At 58.8% G+C, this 25041-nt stretch carries 21 protein-coding genes and 1 riboswitch; of the genes, 12 read left to right on the forward strand and 9 right to left on the reverse strand.

The annotated features are described in order from the left end of the window. From ROR01S_RS02090 to yegS, 5 genes are all read left to right on the forward strand, one after another. Entirely contained in the window at positions 1–1416 is a 1416-nt protein-coding gene (locus ROR01S_RS02090) for an MFS transporter (protein ID WP_032717919.1), read from the forward strand. Continuing rightward, complete coding sequence (gene baeS, locus ROR01S_RS02095) at positions 1413–2930, forward strand: envelope stress sensor histidine kinase BaeS (protein ID WP_015583881.1); 1518 nt, start codon at positions 1413–1415, stop codon at positions 2928–2930. Before ROR01S_RS02090 ends, baeS begins: the two co-directional genes overlap by 4 nt. Then, entirely contained in the window at positions 2927–3649 is a 723-nt protein-coding gene (gene baeR, locus ROR01S_RS02100) for an envelope stress response regulator BaeR (RefSeq protein WP_004864635.1), read from the forward strand. Before baeS ends, baeR begins: the two co-directional genes overlap by 4 nt. A gap of 170 nt (positions 3650–3819) precedes the next feature. Further along, complete coding sequence (gene trhP, locus ROR01S_RS02105; RefSeq protein WP_015583880.1) at positions 3820–5181, forward strand: prephenate-dependent tRNA uridine(34) hydroxylase TrhP; 1362 nt, start codon at positions 3820–3822, stop codon at positions 5179–5181. A gap of 284 nt (positions 5182–5465) precedes the next feature. Beyond that, positions 5466–6359: a lipid kinase YegS gene (gene yegS / locus ROR01S_RS02110; protein ID WP_015583876.1), complete on the forward strand. Its 894-nt coding sequence runs from the start codon at positions 5466–5468 to the stop codon at positions 6357–6359. An 83-nt stretch (positions 6360–6442) separates the two neighbouring features. Here yegS and ROR01S_RS02115 read toward each other — a convergent pair whose 3' ends face one another. The 4 genes from ROR01S_RS02115 to dalD form a co-directional block, all read right to left on the reverse strand. Continuing rightward, the gene (locus ROR01S_RS02115) at positions 6443–7105 is read right to left on the reverse strand and encodes an HAD family hydrolase (RefSeq protein WP_015583875.1); all 663 of its coding nucleotides are present in this window, start codon (positions 7103–7105) and stop codon (positions 6443–6445) included. A gap of 52 nt (positions 7106–7157) precedes the next feature. After that, positions 7158–8435, reverse strand: coding sequence for an RbtT/DalT/CsbX family MFS transporter (locus ROR01S_RS02120; protein ID WP_064356845.1), 1278 nt, complete (start codon positions 8433–8435; stop codon positions 7158–7160). Positions 8436–8504: 69 nt separating this feature from the next. Further along, positions 8505–9968, reverse strand: coding sequence for a xylulokinase (gene xylB / locus ROR01S_RS02125; RefSeq protein WP_015583873.1), 1464 nt, complete (start codon positions 9966–9968; stop codon positions 8505–8507). 9 nt (positions 9969–9977) lie between these two features. After that, on the reverse strand, positions 9978–11345 hold the full coding sequence (gene dalD / locus ROR01S_RS02130) for a D-arabinitol 4-dehydrogenase (RefSeq protein WP_044350119.1): 1368 nt from the start codon (positions 11343–11345) through the stop codon (positions 9978–9980). Between the two features lie 268 nt (positions 11346–11613). Between dalD and ROR01S_RS02135 the strand changes: the two genes are divergently transcribed. Then, the gene (locus ROR01S_RS02135) at positions 11614–12555 is read left to right on the forward strand and encodes a sugar-binding transcriptional regulator (protein ID WP_032717927.1); all 942 of its coding nucleotides are present in this window, start codon (positions 11614–11616) and stop codon (positions 12553–12555) included. A gap of 32 nt (positions 12556–12587) precedes the next feature. On the opposite strand, the gene ROR01S_RS02140 is transcribed toward ROR01S_RS02135, so the two are convergent. Continuing rightward, positions 12588–13598 (reverse strand): LacI family DNA-binding transcriptional regulator, encoded by a 1011-nt coding sequence (locus ROR01S_RS02140; protein ID WP_004864654.1) that lies wholly within the window; start codon positions 13596–13598, stop codon positions 12588–12590. Positions 13599–13865: 267 nt separating this feature from the next. Between ROR01S_RS02140 and ROR01S_RS02145 the strand changes: the two genes are divergently transcribed. The 3 genes from ROR01S_RS02145 (at position 13866) to ROR01S_RS02155 (ending at position 17625) form a co-directional block, all read left to right on the forward strand. After that, positions 13866–14615 (forward strand): SDR family oxidoreductase, encoded by a 750-nt coding sequence (locus ROR01S_RS02145; protein ID WP_004864656.1) that lies wholly within the window; start codon positions 13866–13868, stop codon positions 14613–14615. Between the two features lie 32 nt (positions 14616–14647). Then, complete coding sequence (locus ROR01S_RS02150) at positions 14648–16255, forward strand: FGGY-family carbohydrate kinase (protein ID WP_064359068.1); 1608 nt, start codon at positions 14648–14650, stop codon at positions 16253–16255. Positions 16256–16347: 92 nt separating this feature from the next. Then, positions 16348–17625, forward strand: a complete 1278-nt coding sequence (locus ROR01S_RS02155; protein ID WP_064359069.1) for an RbtT/DalT/CsbX family MFS transporter — start codon at positions 16348–16350, stop codon at positions 17623–17625. Positions 17626–17867: 242 nt separating this feature from the next. Here the strand turns inward: ROR01S_RS02155 and fbaB are convergent, their stop codons facing one another. Then, positions 17868–18920 carry a class I fructose-bisphosphate aldolase gene (gene fbaB, locus ROR01S_RS02160; protein ID WP_015583867.1) on the reverse strand — a complete coding sequence of 351 codons (1053 nt, stop codon included), beginning with the start codon at positions 18918–18920 and terminating at the stop codon, positions 17868–17870. A gap of 247 nt (positions 18921–19167) precedes the next feature. Here fbaB and ROR01S_RS02165 point away from each other — a divergent pair, with 247 nt between their 5' ends. Genes ROR01S_RS02165 through ROR01S_RS02175 form a run of 3 tightly spaced genes read left to right on the forward strand, consistent with a single transcriptional unit; the run spans position 19168 to position 22408 of the window. Then, a complete protein-coding gene (locus tag ROR01S_RS02165) occupies positions 19168–20445 on the forward strand; it encodes a nucleoside permease (RefSeq protein ID WP_015583866.1) in 1278 nt (425 codons plus the stop codon). Continuing rightward, positions 20442–21446, forward strand: coding sequence for an ADP-ribosylglycohydrolase family protein (locus ROR01S_RS02170; RefSeq protein ID WP_064356844.1), 1005 nt, complete (start codon positions 20442–20444; stop codon positions 21444–21446). The genes ROR01S_RS02165 and ROR01S_RS02170 overlap by 4 nt, the downstream gene beginning before the upstream one ends. Then, on the forward strand, positions 21443–22408 hold the full coding sequence (locus tag ROR01S_RS02175; RefSeq protein ID WP_032717943.1) for a PfkB family carbohydrate kinase: 966 nt from the start codon (positions 21443–21445) through the stop codon (positions 22406–22408). The genes ROR01S_RS02170 and ROR01S_RS02175 overlap by 4 nt, the downstream gene beginning before the upstream one ends. Here ROR01S_RS02175 and ROR01S_RS02180 read toward each other — a convergent pair. Genes ROR01S_RS02180 through thiM form a run of 3 tightly spaced genes read right to left on the reverse strand, consistent with a single transcriptional unit; the run spans position 22382 to position 24743 of the window. Continuing rightward, entirely contained in the window at positions 22382–23128 is a 747-nt protein-coding gene (locus ROR01S_RS02180) for a GntR family transcriptional regulator (protein ID WP_015583863.1), read from the reverse strand. The two genes, ROR01S_RS02175 and ROR01S_RS02180, sit on opposite strands and share 27 nt — an antisense overlap. A gap of 41 nt (positions 23129–23169) precedes the next feature. Further along, positions 23170–23970 carry a bifunctional hydroxymethylpyrimidine kinase/phosphomethylpyrimidine kinase gene (gene thiD / locus ROR01S_RS02185; protein WP_015583862.1) on the reverse strand — a complete coding sequence of 267 codons (801 nt, stop codon included), beginning with the start codon at positions 23968–23970 and terminating at the stop codon, positions 23170–23172. Next, the gene (gene thiM / locus ROR01S_RS02190; RefSeq protein ID WP_044350880.1) at positions 23967–24743 is read right to left on the reverse strand and encodes a hydroxyethylthiazole kinase; all 777 of its coding nucleotides are present in this window, start codon (positions 24741–24743) and stop codon (positions 23967–23969) included. The genes thiD and thiM overlap by 4 nt, the downstream gene beginning before the upstream one ends. 34 nt (positions 24744–24777) lie before the next feature. After that, a riboswitch (TPP riboswitch) is annotated at positions 24778–24874 on the reverse strand. Positions 24875–25041 lie beyond the last annotated feature (167 nt).

The following is a 25041-nucleotide window of genomic DNA, read 5'->3' on the forward strand; positions in this document are numbered from 1 at the left end:
ATGACAGAACTGCCCTCCAGCGTCCGCTGGCAATTATGGATAGTGGCTTTCGGCTTCTTTATGCAGTCGCTGGACACCACCATCGTGAATACCGCCCTCCCCTCGATGGCTAAAAGCCTTGGGGAGAGCCCCCTGCACATGCATATGGTTATCGTCTCCTACGTCCTGACGGTGGCGATTATGCTGCCGGCCAGCGGCTGGCTGGCGGACCGGGTGGGGGTACGCAATATCTTCTTTAGCGCCATCATTCTGTTTACGCTCGGGTCGCTATTTTGTGCCCAGGCCGCAACCCTCGATCAGCTGGTGCTGGCCCGCGTACTGCAGGGCGTCGGCGGCGCCATGATGGTACCCGTCGGTCGCCTGACGGTGATGAAAATCGTTCCGCGCGCCCAGTATATGGCGGCCATGACCTTTGTTACGCTCCCCGGCCAGGTCGGCCCGCTGCTTGGCCCGGCCCTCGGCGGCCTGCTGGTGGAATACGCCTCCTGGCACTGGATTTTCTTAATCAATATTCCGGTGGGCATTATCGGCGCCATCGCCACCTTGTGGCTGATGCCGAACTACACGCTGCAGACCCGGCGCTTCGATATGTTTGGCTTTATCCTGCTGGCGCTGGGGATGGCGACCTTAACCCTCGCGCTCGACGGTAAAAAAGGGCTGGGGATATCCCCGCTGCTGCTGAGCGCGCTGGTGGTCATTGGCGTAGCCTCGATTGTGCTCTATTTATGGTACGCCCGGGGCAACGACAACGCCCTGTTCAGCCTGAACCTGTTTCGCAACCGCACCTTCTCCCTCGGGCTCAGCGGCAGCTTTGCCGGGCGCATCGGCAGCGGTATGTTGCCCTTTATGACGCCGGTATTCCTGCAAATTGGCCTTGGCTTTACGCCGTTTCACGCCGGGATGATGATGATTCCGATGGTGCTTGGCAGCATGGGCATGAAACGTATCGTGGTGCAGGTAGTGAACCGCTTTGGCTACCGCCGCGTCTTAATGGTGGCGACCGTGGGTCTCGCGCTGGTTAGCCTGCTGTTTATGGCCGTCGCCCTGGCCGGTTGGTACTGGCTGCTGCCGGTGGTGCTGTTTGTGCAGGGGATGATCAACTCCAGCCGCTTTTCATCGATGAACACCCTGACGCTGAAAGATTTGCCGGATGATCTCGCCAGCAGCGGCAACAGCATGCTGTCGATGGTCATGCAGCTGTCGATGAGTATTGGCGTGACCCTCGCCGGGATGCTGCTCGGCCTGTTTGGTCAACAGCATATCAGCGCCGATGCCGCCACCACCCATCAGGTCTTTCTCTATACCTATCTGAGCATGGCGGTGATTATCGCGCTGCCGGCATGCCTTTTTTCCCGCGTTCCGGATGATACTGCAAGCAATACCGCTATCGCCCGACATAAAAGGAGTGAGCCGTGAAGCTATGGCGTCCCGGTATTACCGGCAAGCTGTTCCTGGCGATTTTGGCCACCTGCATCGTGCTGCTGATCAGCATGCACTGGGCGGTGCGCATCAGTTTTGAACGCGGATTTATCGATTATATCAAGCGCGGAAATGAACAGCGGCTGACGATGCTGGGCGATGCGCTGAGCGAGCAGTATGCCCTGCACGGCAACTGGAAATTTCTGCGCAATAACGATCGGTTTATTTTCCAGCTGTTAAAGTCGTTCGATCGCGATAACGACGATCGCTTCCCCGGCGGGCGCAAAACAAACGCCGGCGGCACGCCTGACGGCCGCCTGGACATCGGCCCCCCTGACACCGATGGTCCTCCGCCGGATGGTCCTCCGCCGGACGGTCCACGCGGCCCCGGCCCGGATATGCCCCCGCACGGCTGGCGCACGCTTTTCTGGGTTGTCGATCAGAAAGGACGAGTGCTGGTTGGCCCGCGCGAGCGGGTGCCTGAAGACGGCAGCCGTCGCAACATTGTGGTTAACGGCGTGTCGGTGGGCGCGGTTATCGCGTCACCGGTCGAGCGTCTGACGCGCAATACCGATATTAACTTTGACCGTCAGCAAAAGCGCACCAGCTGGCTGATTGTTGCTCTGTCGACGATCCTTGCTGCGCTGGCAACCTTCCCGCTGGCGCGCGGCCTGCTGGCACCGGTCAAACGTCTGGTCGAAGGGACCCACCGCCTGGCGGCGGGAGATTTCACCACCCGCGTGGCGGTCAGTAGCAGCGATGAACTCGGCCGCCTGGCGCAGGATTTTAACCAGCTCGCCAGCACCCTGGAACGCAACCAGCAAATGCGTCGCGACCTGATGGCGGATATTTCTCATGAGCTGCGGACCCCGCTGGCGGTGCTGCGCGGCGAACTGGAAGCGATTCAGGACGGCGTACGCAAATTCACCCCGGATTCCGTGACCTCGCTCCAGGCGGAGGTCGCCACCCTGACCAAACTGGTCGACGATCTACACCAGCTATCGATGTCCGACGAAGGCGCATTGGCCTATCAAAAAACCTCCGTGGATATCATTACGCTGCTGGAAGTCGCGGCGGGCGCTTTCCGTGAACGCTTTGCCAGCCGGGGGCTGACCATCGCCGTTTCGCTTCCGGAAAACGCGACGGTATTTGGCGACGGCGATCGCCTGATGCAGCTTTTTAATAACCTGCTGGAAAACAGCCTCCGCTATACCGATAGCGGCGGACGTCTGCTGATCAGCGCCAGCCAGACAGGCCGTCGCATCATCCTTGATTTTGCCGACAGCGGTCCGGGCGTCAGCGATCAACAGCTGGAACGGCTGTGCGAGCGCTTTTATCGTGCCGAAGGTTCGCGCAACCGCGCCAGCGGCGGCTCCGGACTGGGGCTGGCTATTTGTGTCAACATCGTGGCTGCCCACGGCGGCACCTTACGGGCCGACCATTCGCCTTTTGGCGGGGTTAGCATTAAAGTAGAGTTACCTCTGGAACGTGATACACCGAGAGACGTATGAGTGAATTACCTGTTGATGAAAATACCCCACGCATTCTTGTCGTGGAAGATGAACCCAAACTGGGTCAGTTGCTGCTCGACTATCTGTTCGCAGCAGGTTATGCGCCAACGCTGATTAATCACGGCGACAAGGTCCTGCCTTACGTTCGCCAGACCCCGCCGCATTTGATCTTGTTAGATCTGATGCTGCCGGGAACCGATGGCCTGACGCTGTGTCGGGAGATCCGTCGCTTTTCCGACGTTCCGGTGGTGATGGTGACGGCGAAAATTGAGGAAATCGATCGCCTGCTTGGGCTGGAGATCGGCGCCGACGATTATATCTGCAAACCCTACAGCCCGCGCGAAGTCGTCGCCAGGGTGAAAACGATCCTCCGCCGCTGCCGGCCGCGCCGGGATCTGCTGGCGCTGGATGCGGAAAGCCCGCTGATTGTCGATGAGGGCCGTTTTCAGGCCTCATGGCGCGATAAGCTGCTGGATCTGACTCCTGCCGAGTTTCGTCTGCTGAAAACCCTGTCGCAGGAGCCGGGCAAGGTTTTCTCCCGCGAGCAGCTGCTCAATCATCTGTATGATGACTATCGGGTGGTGACCGACAGAACGATCGACAGCCATATCAAAAACCTGCGGCGTAAGCTGGAGTCGCTGGACGCCGAGCAGTCCTTTATCCGCGCCGTCTACGGCGTCGGCTACCGCTGGGAGGCCGACGCCTGTCGCCTGGCGTAGGTCCCCTCCTCGTTTCACACGGGTAGATTGGGGTAAGGGGAAGGTTTACTCTCCTTACCCACAGCGCTACAATGCCCGCCCTTAATGTGTGGGCACTGTTCATAACGGTGCTTCCCCAAGTCGCCGCATCAGGTGTGGCGAATCTGACCTGTCATCAGAACGAGAACATCATGTTTAAACCGGAACTCCTTTCCCCGGCGGGAACGCTGAAAAATATGCGTTACGCCTTCGCTTATGGCGCAGACGCCGTTTATGCTGGCCAGCCGCGTTACTCTCTGCGCGTGCGCAACAACGAATTCAACCATGAAAACCTGCAGCTGGGCATCAATGAAGCCCATCAGCTGGGGAAAAAATTCTACGTGGTCGTCAACATTGCGCCGCACAACGCCAAGCTGAAAACCTTCATTCGCGATCTGAAGCCGGTGGTGGATATGGGGCCGGACGCGCTGATTATGTCCGATCCGGGTTTGATCATGCTGGTACGGGAAAACTTCCCCGATATGCAGATTCATCTGTCGGTCCAGGCCAACGCCGTTAACTGGGCGACCGTTAAATTCTGGCAGCAGATGGGGCTGAGCCGGGTCATTCTTTCCCGCGAACTGTCGCTGGATGAAATCGGCGAAATCCGCAGCCAGGTCCCGGAGATGGAACTCGAGATTTTCGTCCACGGCGCCCTGTGCATGGCCTATTCCGGCCGCTGCCTGCTCTCGGGCTATATCAACAAACGCGATCCGAACCAGGGCACCTGCACCAACGCCTGCCGCTGGGAATATAACGTCCAGGAAGGCAAAGAAGACGACGTCGGCAATATCGTCCACCAGCATGAGCCGATTCCGGTCAAGACCGTCGAACCGACGCTGGGGATCGGCGCGCCAACCGACCGGGTGTTTATGATTGAAGAGGCCAAACGGCCTGGCGAATACATGACCGCCTTCGAAGATGAACACGGCACCTACATCATGAACTCCAAAGACCTGCGCGCCATTGCGCACGTCGAGCGCCTGACGCAGATGGGCGTGCACTCGCTGAAAATCGAAGGCCGCACTAAATCGTTCTATTACTGCGCGCGCACCGCTCAGGTTTACCGCAAGGCTATCGATGACGCCGCGGCGGGTAAACCGTTTGACGAAAGCCTGCTGGAAACGCTGGAAGGGTTGGCCCACCGCGGCTACACCGAAGGCTTCCTGCGTCGTCATACCCATGACGACTATCAGAACTACGAGTACGGTTATTCCCTCTCCGAGCGCCAGCAGTTTGTCGGTGAATTTACCGGCGAGCGCAACGGCCAGCTGGCCGCCGTGGCGGTGAAGAATAAATTTTCCGTCGGCGACAGCCTTGAGCTAATGACCCCGCAGGGCAACGTTAACTTCACCCTTGAACATATGGTGAATGCCAAAGGCGAGGCAATGCCGGTCGCCCCTGGCGATGGCTATACAGTATGGTTACCTGTGCCGGAAGAGATGGAGCTGCAGTATGCTCTGCTGATGCGCAACTTTACTGGTCAGACGACCAGAAATCCGCATAGCAACTAGTTTATCAGGGTTATTTTTTCAGGATGCACGGATATTAGAAACGGATCACACACCGCTTCGTTTGAAGCGGGTATCATCCATCCTGCTGAAAAACATAACCCATAAATGCTAGCTGTACCAGGAACCACCTCCTTAGCCTGCGTAATCTCCCTTACGCGGGCTTATTTTTTATCACGCCGCTGTGCGCTCCTTCTTTTCTCGCCGCCGTCCGGTTTTACAAAATGTCCATCCTCGCCTTCATGGGGTACACTTTCTGCATCTCGTACAAAAAGGAAGCCATAACTATGCCCGTGTTTCCAGCCAGCTTACTGATTCTCAATGGCAAAGGAGCTAACGAGCCGCAGTTGCGCGAAGCGATCGCGCTGTTGCGCGAGGAAGGTGTCGACATCCATGTCCGTGTGACCTGGGAAAAAGGCGATGCCGTCCGTTTTGTCGATGAAGCGCTGCAGCTTAAGGTGGGGACGGTGATTGCCGGCGGCGGCGATGGCACCATCAATGAGGTCGCCACGGCGCTGGTCCAACGTCAGAGCCAGGTGCCGCTCGGTATTCTGCCGCTGGGTACCGCCAATGATTTCGCCACCAGCGTCGGGATCCCGCAAGATCTCGCCAGCGCCCTGAAACTGGCGATCGTCGGCCGCGATATCGCCATAGACGTGGCACGAGTGAATGACAAAACCGGCTTTATTAATATGGCAACCGGTGGCTTCGGCACCCGGATCACCACCGAAACGCCGGAAAAACTCAAAGCCGCGCTGGGCGGCGTCTCCTATCTGATTCATGGCCTGATGCGTATGGACACCCTGAAACCCGACCGCTGCGAAATCCGCGGCGAAAACTTTAGCTGGAGCGGAAACGCGCTGGTTATTGGTATCGGTAATGGTCGTCAGGCCGGTGGCGGTCAGCAGCTTTGCCCCCAGGCCCTGATTAACGATGGTCTGCTGCATTTGCGGGTTTTTACCGGCGAAGAGCTGCTCCCCGCGCTGTTTACTACCCTGGCGAACCCCGACAACTCCCCTAACCTGGTGGACGGCGTGTCGTCGTGGTTTGAAATCACCGCGCCGCACGAGATGACCTTTAACCTCGATGGCGAGCCGCTGAGCGGTAAGCATTTCCGCATGGAAATTCTCCCGGGCGCCCTGCGCTGCCGCCTGCCGCCGGACTGCGCGCTGCTGAAATAATACCAGGTGGAAAGTGAGCGCAGAACGAAGAGATTAAAAGACCGTTTACATCTCCAGGGCTTCTGCGCTCACCGATAAGGTCGTTACCCGAGGGCCAGAGCAGGTTCAGAGCGCGTCTGCAGCAGTTCCGGTAACGAGCGATGGCGGGCGACGGCGGCGGCAAAACGCGGATGCTGGCAGTCTGGGGCAATCACGACCGTGGCAATGCCCGCCGCCTGCGCCGCGCAAAAGCCATGAAAACTGTCCTCGATAACCAGACACTCCCCGGCGCTCAGCCCCAGCTTGCCCAGGGTCGAGAGGTAGACCGCCGGGTGCGGTTTGCCCCACGCCTCATCATCGGCGCTGGAAATCACATCAAAACAGGAGCGTAGAGAGAGCTTATCGAGTACCGCGGAAATCACCTGGTGAGATGAGGAGGTCGCCAGCGCAATCCGGTAGCCCAGGCCACGAAAATGCGCCAATGTCTCGTTGACGCCGCTCATCGCCGCTCCTTTGGCGGTAATTAATCCAACGATGCGTTGTAAAATGAGCGCTTCCAGCTGCTGTGGCGCAATCGCCAGCCGGCAGTGCCGACACCACACGCGGGCAATATCGTCCAGTCGTTTACCTTTCGTCAGCGTTTCACACTCCTCCTCGCTGACCGTCGCCCCCCAGCTGGCCAGCGCCTCCCGTTGCGCCTGCCGCCACAGGGCTTCTGAATCAATAATCACCCCATCCATATCAAAAATAACCGCTTTGATGCTCATCTTCTACCTCAAACCGGGCTGACGGGACTCGCCTGTCAGCCCGGGAACTGTGTCAGGAAAACTCAACGCTTTTGCGCGCAGGCACAGGCTTCAGGGTAAAGCCCGGCTGCTCGACGCGAATATAGGCGCAGAGGAAAAAGGCCAGCACATACAGCGCGGTGTACGCCACCACCACCCCAATCGTACTGAAGTACGGCAGCAGCACCACCGCAATCGCCGGCGCCAGGAAGTTGGACAGCCCCGCCGACAGGTTGTAGACCGAAATGGCCGCCCCTTTATGCTGCGGCTCCAGCGCCGGGAAGACCGCCGCCATCGGCACAAACGCCGCCACGAAAATCCCCAGCGCAATCGCCGGCACCAGCGCCATGGCAAAGTTATGCCCGAAATGCTGCGGGATGTAGTAAAACGCCAGACTCGACAGCGCCATCCCGATGCAGCCAAACCAGCGCACTACTTTCATCCAGCCCAGTTTCTCGCCGAGGATCCCCCACAGTACGTTGGAGAAAATGGTGGTGAAGAAGAAAGCCGCCCATACCTGGAGCCACTCGGAGGTGGTAAAGCCCAGCTCATCGACAAACATCAATGGCATGATCACCGCAAAGCCAAACAGCGACAGGGTGTTGATGATGCGCACCATGCTGGAAAGCAAAATATTGCGGTTGGTGTAGAGCAGGGTGGCGGCGCGCCCCAGCTCAGCAAACTTCTCGCGGGTGGTAAGGTTCTGCATATGGCGCGGCGTCTGAATATGGCGCAGCGAGACCAGGGCGATAATGCCGCCGGTGACGCAGAACACCAGCGCCAGCCACAGGGTGCCCAGCTCGCCAATATGCGGGATGGTAAAGCTCGGGATATAGCTGCCAAAGACGCCAATACCAATTGAGTAAACCGCCCAGAACCAGCCCAGCGCCGAGCTGGCGCCGTCGCTTTTCACGTTGTGCACGATGGCGACGATAAAGGAGTAGAGGAACAGCGGGTAGGCAAAGCCGCGAATACCGTAGAACAGCAGGATCAGCGGGTAGTTGGCGTGGCCGAGGCCAAAAATCAGGAACAGCACGTGGAACACGCACCACAGCACAAAGCCGATCAGCATGGTTTTCTGCGGGGTGATGATCTCGGCGACCACGCCGGAGATCCACGCCGACAGGGCGGCGGCGAGGCCGTAGAGGGTAAAGGCGAAAGAAGCCTGGGCCGGGGTGAAACCCAGCTCCTTGATGTAGTGAGAGAGAAAAGCCAGCTCAAAGCCGTCGCCGGTCATAAACACGGCGATGGCGATGTATCCCCAGATCAGATTCAGCGGCAGACCGAACCACTGTTTGCTATTCACGGACATAATGACCTCGTTTTCAGGGTGCAGGAAGACTCTCCGGTGCAACCACCGGAGGATTTTTTATTATTAAAATCAGTGATGTCGGTAATTCAGGTCGTTGAGATATAGCGCTTTAAATTGCGCATAGCGTTGCATCAGAATGTGATGGCGTTCAGGCGCGGCGCGCCAGGTCTGGTAGACCTCTGGTTTTTCGCAGACGGCAGCCAGCGGTTTCCCTGCCGCCAGACAGGCCAACCGCGCCGCCCCCAGCGCACCGCCGGTTTCGCCGCCTTTGTGGGTCACAACCGGCATAGCAAGAATATCCGCCAGCAGCTGCGCCCAGAACGGACTGCGGGCGCCGCCGCCGACCAGCGAACACTGTTCAATCCGCGTGCCGCTCTCTTTCAGTACCTGCAAGCCATCGTTGATACCGAAACTCACCCCCTCCAGCACCGCGTAACCCAGCTGGGCACGTAGGCTGGAATGGGTCATCCCCCAGAACATTCCGCGCGCGTCCGGATCGTTATGCGGCGTACGTTCCCCGGAAAGATAGGGCAGAAAGAACGGTGCGTTGGCTTTCTCTTCCTCGCTCAACTGGGCAATCTCTTCCAACAGCGCCACTTCGGTGGTACTGGTTAAACGGCAGAACCACTGCAGGCAGCTGGCGGCGCTGAGCATCACGCTCATCTGATGCCACAGGTTCGGTAAGACGTGGCAGAAGGCGTGCACCGCCGACTGCGGCGCCGGCCGATAGGCATCGGTCACCACGAACAACACCCCGGAAGTACCCAGCGAGATAAATGCATCGCCCGGCGAGACCGCGCCGACGCCGATCGCGCTGACCGCGTTATCGCCACCGCCGCCGGCCACCACCACCGAGGGATTCAGGCCCCAGCGCGCGGCAACCTGCGGGTCCAGGGTGGCGGACACCTCGCAACCTTCAACCAGCGTCGGCATCTGACTGCGCGACAGGCCACACTTATCCAGCAGCGCATCGGACCAGTCGCGTTTCGCCACGTCCAGCCACAGCGTCCCGGCGGCATCCGACATATCGGAGATTTTTTTACCGGTCATTTTGTAGCGCAGATAATCCTTCGGCAGCATCACCGTTGCCGTGCGCTGAAAGTTTGCCGGCTCGTGACGGCGCACCCACAGCAGTTTTGGTGCGGTGAAGCCCGGCATCGCCAGGTTTCCGGCGACCTGATGCAGCTCAGGCGCCCTCTCCTCCAGCTCACGACACTCCTGGGCACAGCGCGTATCGTTCCACAAAATGGCCGGACGGATCACCTCCCCGCCGCTATCCAGCAGTACCGCCCCGTGCATCTGCCCGGAGAGGCCAACGGCCTTAATCGCGGACCAGTGATGGCCACATTTTTCCCGCAGCGTGGCGACCAGATATTCCGTGGCTTCCCACCACGCCTGCGGCGCCTGTTCTGACCAGTGCGGATGAGGCCGCTGAATAGTCAACGGCGCGCTATGGCTGGCGACAACCGCATTATTCTCATCAATAACCAGCGCTTTTACTTCCGAGGTGCCAAGATCGATGCCTAAGTACATAGCCCGCTCCTACTGAATCAGGGAATAGACGGCGGCAATCTTCTCGCGCATCAGCGCCAGGAAATCAGCCCGTTCAGCCAGGGAACCAAACAGCGCCCGATCTTTGGCATAAAGCGCAATCGGGTCGCTGGATTCAAACATTTCATGGACCGCCTGAGCATCGAGAATGCCATCCTGGTATTCGTAAGGCAGAGTGCCTTTGTGCCACTGTTCCATAAAGACAAAGAACAGCGCGGGCAGCATGGCCGTCGCCTCCGGGCGGGCGCCGCGCTGATAGCACTCCTGTAGGGTCGGGGCGATCATCGCCGGGATTTTTGAGAACCCATCCGCCGCAACCCGCTGGTTGGTGTCCTGAATATAGGGGTTGGTGAAGCGCTTAAGGACCACGTCGCGGTAGGTCGCCAGATCGATTCCGTTGTCGCCGAGGCACGGAATCACATCTTCGGTGACGTAGCGGTCGGCAATAGCGTAAATAAAATCGGTCAACGTGCTTTCGTGGATATAGCGTTGACCCATTAACGTACCGGCCCACGCGATACAGCTGTGCGACGCATTCAGAATGCGGATTTTAGCCTCTTCGTAAGGGATAACCGAGTCAACCATCTCCACGCCGACGGCCTCCAGGTTCGGACGCTCAGCGCGGAAATTATCTTCGACCACCCACTGAATAAAGGTCTCGCCCATCACCGGCGCTTTATCGTCAATACCGGTTTGCGCCTTGATGCGCGCCGGCAGATCGGCCGCTGGCCGCGGCGTGATGCGGTCCACCATGGTGTTCGGGCAGGTCGCATTCGCCGCCAGCCATGCTATTACCGCCCGCTTGCCGGTTAACTGGAGAAACTCCACCAGCCCGTCGTGAAAGCGCTCGCCGTTGTGGCGAACGTTATCGCAGTTGAGCAGCGTCAGCGGTCCGGCGTTATCCGCCATGCGTTTTTCCAGAATGCGTGCGATGGTGCCGTAGATGGTTTTGCAGCCCCCCTGCAGATCGCTAATTAAATCCGCATTGCTGGTCTCCAGCTTATGGCTGGTATTCAGGTAGTACCCCCCTTCCGTCACGGTAAAGGCGATAACTTTGGTCTGCGGGTTTGCCCCTTCGTCAATCAGCGGCTGCAGTCCGTTCTGCCACGGCAGCAGTTTTTGAATCGAGGCGATCTCTTCATATTCGCGCTCCCCTTCCGGGCTGACGGTTTCCAGAACGTAGCGCCCGTTCTGGGCGATAAGCGCCTCAACCACCTGCTCGGCATCCTGACGAATATTGCCCGCCGCGATATGCCAGCGCGTATCGCCGGATGCGATCAAACGATGCAGATACCACGCCTGGTGCGCACGATGAAATGAACCCAGACCGATGTGAAGCCATGTGAATTGCTGATTCATATTCTGATCTCCTTGAGTGATGGGACTCACTGTAGATGATCATTTGTTTCAAATAAGAGCCATAGATCACAAAAGAGCAATTACCCAATAAAATTACAAATGACCAAATAAGAGCAAAAGCTTGCCTGATTTAAAAACCGCGGCGAGAATGCGGCTATCACCTGAATCATTCGCCATGCAGACTCCTGACGCCAGAGACCGCGGGAACCCTTTATCGGATCGAATGAGGCCGGGCCTGTTTATGACCATACGCTTAAGGCAGGGAATCATGGGTAAAGAAGAAGATATCAGGCTGGATCAGAAGGTCCGCGCCGCATGGATGTACTATATTGCCGGTCTGAATCAAAGCGAGATCGCCAGCCAGCTGGGGACTTCAAGGCCGGTGGTACAGCGAATGATCGCCGCCGCTAAAGAAGAGGGAATCGTCTCGATCGGCCTTCACCATCCGGTGGCCAACTGCCTCGACTACGCGCAGCTGTTGCAGGAGAAATACCGGCTGGTCGACTGCAATATCGTTCCCGCGTGGAGCGAAGAGAGCACGCTGGACAGCGTCTCTTTCGGCTGTTACCAGCTGATGGCCCGCTATCTGCAGGATGATAAAGCGAAAATTATCGGCATCGGCTCCGGGCTGACGCTGAAAAAGACCATGCAGCGGATCGACTTCGACAGCCTGAATACGCGCTGCGTGGCGCTGATCAGCGCCATGGACGCCGACGGCCAGTGCAACTATTACGACGATGTTCCTCTGCTGCTGGCGCGAAAAATCCAGGCCAAATATTATCAATGGCCCGCGCCGCGCTACGCGCAAACCGTAGATGAACATGAAATGTGGTGCACCAGCCGCCTGTTCCGCAACGTCTCAGGCGTGGCGCAGCAGGCGGACGTGATTTTCGTCGGCATCGGCCCGCTTGGCACCAACAGCCCCATCTTTAAAGACGGCTTTATCAACCAGGCGCAGCTGGATGAGCTGACGGCCCAGGGCGGGATTGGCGAAATTCTCGGCCGCTTCATTGATGCCGACGGCGGCGTGGTGGAGAGTAATATCAACCGGATGATCACCAGCTACGATATTCGCCAGAATCAGTGCCCGCGCATTGCGGTGGCCTGCGGAGAATATAAACGTCCGGCGATTCTGGCGGCGCTGAAGGGGGGCTGGATCAATGGCCTGGTCACGGATGAGCACACCGCCCGCTGGCTGCTGACGCGCTAGCGGCAGGCCATGCCGCCGCCGCGCTCAACGACTCAGAGGTGTTCGCGGCTACCGATCAGCAGCGGCGGGATCTCGACCAGCTGTTGGCGGGCCTCGCCGGCATCAATAATGCTGAACACCGCCTCCAGCATCGCCGGGACATTCTGCTGCACCATATCGATGTCGTGGCCGAGAAGATAGACAAACGGGTCCCAGTCGAAGCAGCCCATCGGCGGCTGCTCGGTGCCGGTTAATCCCAGCTGCGCCAGCCATCTGACCACCCCTTCCAGCGAAATCGTCGAGTTGACGAAGAGCCCCTGCAGATGTTCCTCCGGGGTACTGAACCGGGCCTGCATACAGGCCTCGACTTTGCCCTTTGAATAACCGGGAGCCAGCACGTTCTCATCGGGAACGCTCAGGCCCCGCGCCTGGTGCGCGTCGCGAAAGCCGCGCAGACGTTCGAGGGTATTGTGGTCGCTGCTGCGCCCGCCGACGAAGGTCAGCGGCGCCAGCCTGCCGTGACGCCTGGCGCTGTTGTCGAGGATCTTATCCGTCAACGCTCGGGCGCCGGCGTAGTTGTCCGAAATGACCGACGGCGCAAGCGTCCCCGGCAGATCGAGATTCACGGTAGGCACCCCCGCCTGCTGACAAAGCTCGGTAATTTTATCCGGGTTCGTCGCCCCGGTCGCTACCACCCAATCCACCTGCCAGGAGAGCATCGCCTTCACCGCTTCGATCTCCAGCTCAGGGCGACGACGGGTACAGGTGATAATCGGCAGCAGACCGCGCTCGCGCGCCATCTCTTCAAAGCTTTCCGCAACGGAGCCGAAGTAACGGTTGTCGTATTTGGGAACAATCATGCCGATCACATGCGATTTTTTACTGCGCAGCATGCTGGCCTGGCGGTTTATCGCGTAGCCCTGCTCTTCAGCAATCCGCGTCACCTTTTCCGCAAGTTTGGCGCTGATACGCCGTTTTTTCCAGTTGCCATTGAGGATTGCACTGACCGCGCTGGCCGAAACGCCGGACAATTCCGCCAGATCGTAGATAGTGATTTTTTTCATTTTCCCAACTTGCGTCACAAATTCATTTCGCTGTTAATTTCCCCACTTGCTCAATCGATGAAGCTGGCGCAACATTAGCTTCATCGATTGAGCAACCATTATGCTCCATGGCGAATGACGTTATTCATCGCTCAGTTTTCAGCGCATATTTATAAATAACGCTTTGATTCAACACCTTAACAATTTTTCATGCATAACATCAACGCTGGCCCATGCTTATCGAGGACCAGATCGACTGACCAAACAGACTCAATGAAGGATTATAAAATGAACCACTCTGTATCCTCTATGAATACTTCTCTCAATGGTAAAGTCGCCGCCGTCACCGGTGCGGCATCCGGTATCGGCCTCGAATGCGCCAGAACCCTGCTCGCGGCGGGCGCCAAAGTGGTGCTGATCGACCGGGAAGGCGAAAAACTCACTAAGATTGTGGCTGAACTCGGCGAAAACGCCTTCGCGCTGCAGGTGGATTTAATGCAGGCCGATCAGGTCGATAATATTCTGGCCGGCATTCTCAATCTCACCGGGCGACTGGATATTTTCCATGCAAATGCCGGTGCCTACATCGGCGGACCGGTGGCCGAAGGCGACCCGGACGTCTGGGATCGCGTCCTGCATCTCAATACTAACGCCGCCTTCCGCTGCGTGCGCAGCGTACTCCCGCACATGATTGCGCAAAAGTCCGGTGACATCATCTTTACCAGCTCCATCGCCGGCGTCGTGCCGGTCATCTGGGAACCGATTTACACCGCCTCAAAATTCGCCGTGCAGGCCTTTGTACACACCACCCGCCGCCAGGTTTCGCAGCACGGCGTGCGCGTCGGTGCCGTCTTACCGGGCCCGGTAGTAACCGCCCTGCTTGACGACTGGCCGAAAGAAAAAATGGAAGAGGCGCTGGCCAACGGCAGTCTGATGCAGCCGATTGAAGTCGCGGAGTCGGTGCTGTTTATGGTAACGCGCTCGAAAAACGTGACCGTACGCGATCTCGTTATCCTGCCTAACAGCGTCGATCTGTGATTATTTAACCCGGGAGGCTTAAGGACGGCTTTATGAATAACGATACCCAAACCATTATTGGCGTTGATGTCGGCTCCGGCAGCGTGCGCGCCGGCATCTTCAACCGTCAGGGCAAGCTGCTTGCCCATGCCACGCGGGAAATCACCCTGTTTCGCAGCGCGGGAAACCAGGTGGAACAATCCAGCCGCCAGATTTGGCAGGCGGTCTGCGAGTGTATTAAAACCGCCGTGGCGCACTCCGGCATGCCGCCGGAGTCGGTCGCCGGGATTGGTTTTGACGCCACCTGTTCGTTAGTCGTGGTTGGTGAAAACGGAGAGCCGCTGGCGGTCGGGCCTTCCGACGATCCGGACCGCAACATCATCGTCTGGATGGATCACCGCGCCATCGGCCAGGCGGAGCAGATTAACACCACCGGACATGCCGTATTGCAGTACGTCGGCGGCAGGATTTCGCCGGAGATGGAAACGCCGAAAATCCTCTGGCTCAAGGAGAACCGCCCGCATATCTATGAGCAGGCGCGCCACTTTTTCGACCTGGCCGATTACCTGACCTGGCGCGCCACCGGCGACTTAGCTCGTTCGGTGTGTACCGTCACCTGCAAATGGACCTACCTGGCCCATGAGCAGCGCTGGGATGCCGGCTACTTCCGGCAGATTGGTCTGGGAGATCTGGCCGAAGATAACTTTGCGCGCATTGGCCAGCGTATTGTCGACCCGGGAACGCCGTGCGGTCAGGGCCTTTGCGCAGAAGTGGCGCACGAGATGGGCCTGCCGGTCGGTACCCCTGTAGCGGTGGGCATGATTGATGCCCACGCCGGCGGTATCGGCACCGTGGGGGTTCTCAACGGCGCGGTCAGCAACATGGCCTATGTTTTCGGCACCTCCTCCTGCACCATGACTACCACCCCAGACGCCGTCTTCGTGCCCGGCGTCTGGGGGCCTTACTACTCTGCCATGGTACCGGGCCTGTGGCTGAGCGAAGGCGGGCAAAGCGCGGCAGGCGCCGCCATCGACCAGCTGTTAAGTTTCCATCCTGCGGCGGCGCAGGCACGCGAGCTGGCACAGGAAGCGGGCGTACCGCTGCCGGTCTATCTCGCCGATCGGGTGCTGGCCCAGGTGGCGACCCCTTCCGAGGCCGCCGGACTCGCCGCCGGACTGCACGTGGTGCCGGAGTTCTTAGGTAACCGCGCGCCGCTGGCGGACCCGGATGCCAAAGCGGTCATTGCCGGATTGGGCATGGAGCGCGATCTGGATAATCTGCTGGCGCTCTACGTCGCGGGATTATGCGGTATCGGCTACGGCCTGCGGCAGATTGTTGACGCGCAAAAGGCCTGCGGGATTAACAGCGAGAATATCGTCATCAGCGGCGGCGCAGGGCAGCATCCGCTGGTGCGCCAGCTGCTGGCCGATGCCTGCGGTATGACGATTGTCAGCACCGAATGCAGCGAACCGGTGCTGTTAGGTTCGGCCATTCTGGGCGCCGTGGCCGGCCGGGTTTCCGCCTCGCTGCCGGAAGCGATGAAGCAATTCACCCGGGTAGATAAAACCTACCGCTGTACGACGCAATATCAAGCGCTTCATCAGCGTCGCTACGAAGCTTACCTGGCGTTGCAACAGGCCGCCCGGCTGATTCGGGAGTAGCGTCCCGAGGCTCTGCCCCACTCTTTTAATAATAAAAAAACCTCCGGTGACGACACCGGAGTGTCTTCCTGTACCCTGAAAACGAGGTCATTATGTCCGTGAATAGCAAACAGTGGTTCGGTCTGCCGCTGAATCTGATCTGGGGATACATCGCCATCGCCGTGTTTATGACCGGCGACGGCTTTGAGCTGGCTTTTCTCTCGCACTACATCAAGGAGCTGGGCTTCACCCCGGCCCAGGCCTCTTTCGCCTTTACCCTCTACGGCCTCGCCGCCGCCCTGTCGGCGTGGATCTCCGGCGTGGTCGCCGAGATCATCACTCCGCAGAAAACCATGCTGATCGGCTTTGTGCTGTGGTGCGTGTTCCACGTGCTGTTCCTGATTTTCGGCCTCGGCCACGCCAACTACCCGCTGATCCTGCTGTTCTACGGTATTCGCGGCTTTGCCTACCCGCTGTTCCTCTACTCCTTTATCGTCGCCATCGTGCACAACGTGAAAAGCGACAGCGCCAGCTCGGCGCTGGGCTGGTTCTGGGCGGTCTACTCGGTCGGCATTGGCGTCTTTGGCAGCTATATCCCGAGCTTTACCATCCCGCATATTGGCGAGCTGGGCACCCTGTGGCTGGCGCTGGTATTCTGCATCACCGGCGGCATTATCGCCCTGGTCTCGCTGCGCCATATTCAGACGCCGCGCCATATGCAGAACCTCACCACCCGCGAGAAGTTTGCTGAGCTGGGGCGCGCCGCCACCCTGCTCTACACCAACCGCAATATTTTGCTTTCCAGCATGGTGCGCATCATCAACACCCTGTCGCTGTTTGGCTTTGCGGTGATCATGCCGATGATGTTTGTCGATGAGCTGGGCTTTACCACCTCCGAGTGGCTCCAGGTGTGGGCGGCTTTCTTCTTCACCACCATTTTCTCTAACGTTTTCTGGGGGATCGTGGCGGAGAAGATGGGCTGGATGAAGGTGATTCGCTGGTTTGGCTGTATCGGGATGGCGCTGTCGAGCCTGGCGTTTTACTACATCCCGCAGCATTTCGGGCATAACTTTGCCATGGCGCTGGTGCCGGCGATTGCGCTGGGGATTTTTGTGGCGGCGTTTGTGCCGATGGCGGCGGTCTTCCCGGCGCTGGAGCCGCAGCATAAAGGGGCGGCCATTTCGGTCTACAACCTGTCGGCGGGGCTGTCCAACTTCCTGGCGCCGGCGATTGCGGTGGTGCTGCTGCCGTACTTCAGTACGATTGGGGTGGTGGTGGCGTACACCGCGCTGTACGTGCTGGCCTTTTTCCTCTGCGCCTATATTCGCGTCGAGCAGCCGGGCGTGACCCGCCCCTCCGTCGCCGTCGCGCTGAAAACGAGCGTCTCCTGAGCATAAAAACCCCTTCCCGACAGAGAGTAATGCCGATCGTTTACGGGTCGGCTGACCGATCCGGCAAAGGTGTAAGAATCCGTCACCTCACAGAGATTGGCGGTTTTTTATGCGGCGCTGTCAGGTTTTCAACACGTCTGCAGGCGAGGCTGTCCTCGCCGGTGATAAAGCAAAAAAAATGCTGGTCACCTTAAGTGGCCAGCATGACGCCCGACAGAGCGATTTTTTTACCGCATTCAGGATCAGGCGATCGTCACTTTGCCATCGAGGTAAACATCCTGTACGGCGTTGATCAGCTTCACGCCGTCGCTCATCGATTTTTTAAACGCTTTACGACCGAGAATCAGCCCCATCCCGCCCGCACGCTTATTGATGACCGCCGTACGTACGGCATCCGACAGGTCAGTTTCACCGCCCGCCGCGCCGCCGGAGTTAATCAACCCGGCGCGTCCCATATAGCAGTTCGCCAGCTGATAACGGACCAGATCGATAGGATTCTCCGAGGTCAGCTTGCTATAGACGCGATCGTCAGTGTAACCAAAGTTCACCGCCTTATAGCCGCCGTTATTTTCCGCCATTTTCTGCTTCACGATATCAGCGCCAATGGTGGCCGCCAGATGGTTAGCCTGCCCGGTTAAATCGGCCGACACATGATAATCGACGCCATCTTTCTTAAACGCCGGGTTACGCAGATAGGCCCACAGCACGGTCACCAGCCCCAGTTCATGCGCGCGTTCAAACGCCGCGGAGATCTCTTCAATCTGCCGACGCGACTCTTCGGAACCGAAGTAGATCGTCGCGCCCACCGCCACCGCCCCCATATTAAAGGCCTGCTCAACGCTGGCGTACAGCGTCTGGTCGAAGGTATTCGGGTAACTCAGCGTCTCGTTATGATTTAGCTTCACCAGGAAGGGAATGCGGTGCGCATACCGACGCGATACCGAGGCCAGTACGCCATAGGTGGACGCTACGCAGTTACAACCGGCTTCGATAGCCAGTTCGACGATATTTTTCGGATCAAAGTAGAGCGGGTTGGCGGCAAAAGAGGCGCCCGCCGAGTGTTCCACGCCCTGGTCTACCGGCAGGATGGAAAGGTATCCGGTTCCGGCCAGGCGCCCCGTATTGTACAGGGTCTGCATATTACGCAGCACCGCCGGCGGACGATTGTTATCCACCATGACCCGGTCAACGTAATCCGCCCCCGGCAGATAAAGCTGGTCGGCTGGAATGGTCATACAACGGTGCTGTAAAAGGCTGTCGGCATCTTTGCCAAGCAACTGCGTAATATCAGTCATAGCTATGCTCCCGTAAGTGCCGGCCGCAGCCGGCATGTATTATCCTGACCCACTTATTTGGGCAGGTTAAGCCTGGTACCGTCTTAGCATATTTTCCAGCCGGAATCGCACTTTTCAGCCATTTCAGCTGGCACGATTCAGGGACAAAAAGTGTTAGCCTGCTCAAACAATCCGCTCAAAGGTATTTTAAAGGTATTATCAAGTGGTATCTTAAAGGTGTACCCTACCTGTCATGAAGGATCTAAAGATGAAAACTACAGCAAAGCTGTCGTTCATGATGTTCGTTGAATGGTTTATCTGGGGGGCCTGGTTTGTCCCTCTCTGGCTGTGGCTGAGTAAAAGCGGCTTCAGCGCCGGTGAAATCGGCTGGTCCTACGCCTGTACCGCCATCGCCGCGATTCTTTCGCCGATCCTGGTGGGATCGCTGACCGACCGCTTCTTTTCCGCACAGAGAGTGCTGGCGGTGCTGATGTTCGCCGGGGCGATATTGATGTACTTCGCCGCGCAGCAGACGACCTTCGGCGGCTTCTTCCCGCTCCTGCTCGCCTACTCGCTAACCTACATGCCGACCATTGCGCTGACCAACAGCATCGCCTTTTCTAACGTGGCGGACGTTGAGCGCGATTTCCCGCGGATTCGGGTGATGGGGACGATCGGCTGGATCGGCTCCGGGCTGGTATGCGGATTTTTACCGCAGATGTTCGGTCTGAGCGACATTTCGCCCACCAATGTCCCGCTGCTGATTGCCGCCGGCAGCTCTGCGCTGCTCGGCGTCTTTGCCCTGTTCCTGCCGGACACGCCGCCGAAAAGCCGTGGAAAACTGGACCTGAAAGTGATGCTGGGGCTGGATGCGTTAATCCTGCTGCGCGATAAAAACTTCCTCGTCTTTTTCTTCTGCTCTTTTCTGTTTGCCATGCCGCTGGCCTTCTATTACATCTTCGCCAACGGCTACCTCACCGAAGCCGGCATGAAGCACGCCACCGGATGGATGACCCTCGGCCAGTTCTCTGAAATCTTCTTTATGCTAGCTCTGCCGTTCTTTACTAAACGGTTTGGTATTAAAAAGGTTCTGTTACTTGGTCTGATCACCGCCGCCATTCGCTATGGCTTTTTTGTCTTCGGCGGCGCGGAGAACTATTTCACCTATACGCTGATGTTCCTCGGCATTCTGCTGCACGGCGTCAGCTACGATTTTTACTACGTTACCGCCTATATCTACGTTGATAAGAAGGCGCCGGTATCGATGCGTAATGCGGCCCAGGGGTTAATTACGCTCTGCTGCCAGGGCTTTGGCAGCCTGCTCGGTTACCGCCTCGGCGGCGTGATGATGGAAAAAATGTTCGCCTACCCGCAACCCGTCAACGGGCTCACCTTCAACTGGGCGGGCATGTGGACGTTCGGCGCCATCATGATTGCGATTATCGCCGTGCTGTTCATGGTGTTTTTCCGGGAATCGGACAAAGAAATTACGACCATCGACGTCGATACAGAAAATGCTGAGCTTAAACAAGGGGAAGTGAAATGAAAGCAGAACGTATTCTCGGTGCTCTTTACGGGCAGGCGTTAGGGGATGCGATGGGCATGCCGTCAGAGCTATGGCCACGATCGCGGGTGAAAGCCCATTTTGGCTGGATCGACCGCTTCCTGCCGGGCCCGGCGGAGAATAACGCCGCCTGCTACTTTGCCGAGGCGGAATTTACCGATGACACCTCGATGGCCCTGTGCCTCGCTGACGCCATTATCGAATGCGACGGGCAGATCGTCCCGGATGTCATTGGCCGACATATTCTGCGTTGGGCAGAAGGCTTTGATGCATTTAATAAAAACGTCTTAGGACCGACATCGAAAATTGCTCTCAACGCGATTCGCAACGGCAAACCGGTAAGCGAACTGGACAATAACGGCGTGACCAACGGCGCGGCGATGCGCGCCTCACCGCTGGGCTGCCTGCTGCCGGGCGACAATCTTGATGCATTTATCAGCGACGTGGCCGCGGCCTCCAGCCCGACGCATAAATCGGATTTAGCCATCGCCGGCGCGACGGTTATCGCCTGGGCAATCTCCCGCGCCGTTGACGGCGCCGGCTGGCCAGCGATTGTTGACGCCCTGCCGGCCGTGGCGCGCCACGCGCAGGAACAGAAGACCACAACCTTTAGCGCCTCGCTGGCGCTGCGTATTGAGCTGGCGTTACGCACCGTACGCCAGGCAGATGGCCTCGAGTCCGCCAGCGAGCAGCTTTATCAGCTGATTGGCGCCGGAACCAGCACCATTGAATCCGTCCCGTGCGCGATAGCGATGGTGGAACTGGCCGGTACCGACCCTAACCGCTGCGCCATTCTCTGCGCCAATCTGGGCGGCGATACCGATACCATCGGGGCCATGGCGACGGCGATTTGCGGCGCGTTACACGGGATTTCCGCCATCGATAGTGCTTTCAAGGCACGCCTGGACGAGGTCAATAAGCTGGACTTCACGCGCTACGCCGATGCCCTGATGCACTATCGTCAGCAGCGGGAGGCCGAATGAATGCCCAACAGTTAACGGATAAACTGGCCACGCTGAAGGCGCAACGTCCGGTCACCGTCCTCGGCGCCGCGGTGATTGACGTGATCGCCGACGCCTATGCTCTGCCCTGGCGCGGATGTGATATCGAACTGCAGCAACAGAGCGTTAATGTCGGCGGCTGCGCGTTAAACATCGCCGTGACCTTAAAAAGGCTGGGGATCGATGCACAAAATGCGCTGCCGATTGGCCAGGGCGTGTGGGCGGAAATTATCCGCCAGCGCCTCGCCAAAGAGGGGTTAACCAGCGTCATCAGCCAGGCGGACGGCGACAATGGCTGGTGCCTGGCGCTGGTAGAGCCGGACGGCGAGCGGACCTTTATGTCCTTCAGCGGTGTGGAAAATCAGTGGTGTGATGCGTGGCTCGAACGCGTGCATGCCCCCTCCGGCAGCCTGGTCTATCTTTCCGGCTATCAGCTGGCATCCGCCAGCGGCGAACGACTGGTCTCCTGGCTGGAACGGCAGCCGCAGGTAAGTGCCTTTATCGACTTTGGCCCGCGGATTGCCGATATTCCCGAAACGCTGATGACGCGTCTGATGGCCCTGAAGCCACTGGTTTCCGTCAACCGCCAGGAAGCCGTCATCGCGGCTGAAGCGCACGGATTTTCGCCCGAGGTCAGCGCATTTGGCGCCGCCTGGCTGAAGAAATATGCCGCACCGCTGATTGTGCGTCTGGATAAAGAAGGCGCCTGCTATTTCAGCCCGCAGGAGAGCGGTCTCGCCGCCCCTTTCCCGACCACGGTCGTCGATACGATCGGCGCCGGGGACAGTCACGCCGGCGGTACGCTTGCCGGGCTGGCCGCCGGCTGGAGTCTGGGGGAGGCGGTTACGCTGGGGAATGCCGTTGCGGCCTGGGTCGTGGGCCATCGGGGCGGCGATTGCGCCCCGCACCGCGAAGCGCTACTCCTCGCACACAAAAACGTATAGATCGCTGCGGCAGTAGCTGATGCTGTATTCAATGGGGTGCTGGTACTGATCGAGGGCAACCTGCTTGATCACCAGCACCGGGATGGCGCTGTCCATCTTAATATGCGACTGAAATTCGGCGTCCGGCATCCGGGCGCTGACGCGCGAGCGGGTCCGCTGCGGCAGAATCTGCTGGCTACGAAAGTAGTCATACAGCGAGACGCTGATCGCATCAACGTCATGGATCAGATGCGCAGGCACCCAGGACTCTTCGAGCGAGACCGCGTCCTCATCAACATACCGAATGCGTTTGAGCATAAACACATCGCTGCCCACCGCGATTGCCAGCTGGCGGGCAACCTCCTCCGGACATTTGACAACGCGTTTATTCACCCACAGCGTATCCGGCTTCTTGCCGCGTAAAACCACCTGCTGAGTAAAGCCGCGCGCTTCTTTCAGCGAATATTCAAAGATATTGTTGATCTGCGTCCCGTAACCCCGCGAGCGGGTCACCACGCCTTCGTCTTCCAGCAGCTGGAGCGCTTTGCGGACGGTGATGCGCGACACGCCGGTCAGCTGGCTGAGATCGCGTTCACCGGGAAGAATATTGCCATTTTCCAGCCAGCCGCTGCGCACGGCATCCTTAATCGTGTCGGCAAACTTCAGATAGAGCGGCGCGTTATCCGACGCCGCAATCCGTTCAACAAGCTGGCTAATTAACCGGGTATGCGCCTGTTCCATTTATCTTTTCCTGGCAGAATTCTCACGCCAGTATATCAGGCTTACCACCACGCGTGGAAATGGTGAACCGGCCCGATACCGTGGCCCACCTCCAGCGAATCCGCCTGCGCCAGCGCCGCAGAGAGCCAGCCTTTCGCCTCGGCAACCGTCTCTCCCCAGTCGCGATAGCGCGGGCGCAGCGCCGCCAGCGCCGCGGAGAGCGTACAGCCGGTTCCGTGCGTATTTTTAGTCTGGACCCGCGGCGCGGTGAAGCGCTGCTCGCCATCGCGGGTAAACAGCCAGTCCGGGCTTTCCGCGTTGTCGAGATGACCGCCTTTCATCAGCACTGCGCCGCAGCCCATCGCCAGCAGCGCCCGCCCCTGCTCCAGCATCTCTTTCTCGCTCTGCGCGTGCGGCGCATCCAGCAGCGCCGCCGCCTCCGGCAGATTCGGCGTGATCAGCGAAACCTGCGGCAGCAGGCGGGTGCGTAGCGTCGCCACCGCCGAAGCCGAGAGCAGCGGATCGCCGCTTTTCGCCAGCATGACCGTATCCAGGACAACGTTGTCAATCTGATAGCGCGCCAGACGCTCCGCCACGGCTTCCACGATATCCGTTTCCGCCAGCATGCCAATTTTCGTGGTATCGATACGGACGTCGCTGAATACCGAATCCAGCTGTGCGGCAACAAAATCCGGGTCGATGCGATAGACCGACTGCACGCCGCGGGTGTTTTGCGCCACCAGCGCGGTGATCACCGAACAACCATAGGCCCCGAGGGCAGAGAAAGTTTTCAGGTCGGCCTGGATCCCCGCGCCGCCGCTGGGATCAGTACCGGCAATAGTCAGCGCATTAATTCGTTTCATCCGTTGTTCTCCCCGTACAGCGCGTCAAGAAATGCCGGGGTAAAACTGCCCGGCCCTCTGCCGCGCGCCGCCGCGCCGCCCGCCTGTTTCATCAGCCCGCAGGCGGCAGCAACGTTTTCGAGGCGATCGCCAGGCATGGCGGTACTGGCCGCCACCACCGCCGAAAGCGCACAGCCGGTCCCCACGACCCGGGTCATCAACCGATCGCCGCCGCTGACCGCACGCGTACGCTGGCCGTCGGTGACGTAATCTACTTCGCCGGTCACCGCGACAATGGTATTGATCTGCCGCGCCAGGGCCTGTGCGGCGGGCAGCGCCGCCGCCGCGGTATCGGTAGTATCGACCCCGCGTCCGCCGGCGCTCATTCCGGCCAGCGCCATAATCTCAGACGCATTGCCGCGAATGGCGGCCGGTTGCAGGCTTAACAATTCATGGCAAAACGCGCTGCGCAGGGTTAACGCCCCGACCGCCACCGGATCCAGCGCCCACGGTTTGCCCGCGTTTTGCGCGCTGAGTGCCGCGGCGCGCATCGCCTGCGCACGGTCGACGGTTAAGGTTCCGACGTTAATCAGCAGCGCATCCGCGAGCGCCGCAAACTGGCTCGCTTCCTGCGGATCGATCACCATCGCGGGCGAGGCGCCGACCGCCAGCAGTACGTTGGCAGTAAAGGTCTGTACCACATCGTTAGTCATGCAGTGAACAAGGGGGGAATGACGGCGAAAAAGATGTTGCAGATGCGCAATATGCGCGGGATTGAGAGGCTCAGCTTGCATCGTTTGCTCCAGCCAGGCGATGAAGAAGCAACGACCCTTTGGTCTCTGACTTCCCTACGCTGGCATTATCCAGATCAGGTGGTACGGGTCTTTCTCAGCCTTCACCAGGAAGGGCACCCCGAGTCATTGAGAAGATATAAACGTTCTCTGCAGGCAGGTTACGGGAAGCCGACGCCTGACGCAAGCGCCTCGCCGCGATCCCCCCAACGCCGCCAATACCATTTATTAACTAAATAAACATTTTTGTAACCATAAACTTGATCAATGGAAACAAGCGGTTATTGTTTAAGTAAGTGTT

Origin of the sequence: Klebsiella ornithinolytica NBRC 105727 = ATCC 31898 (assembly GCF_001598295.1) — a bacterium.
Taxonomy (GTDB): Bacteria; Pseudomonadota; Gammaproteobacteria; order Enterobacterales; family Enterobacteriaceae; genus Klebsiella; species Klebsiella ornithinolytica.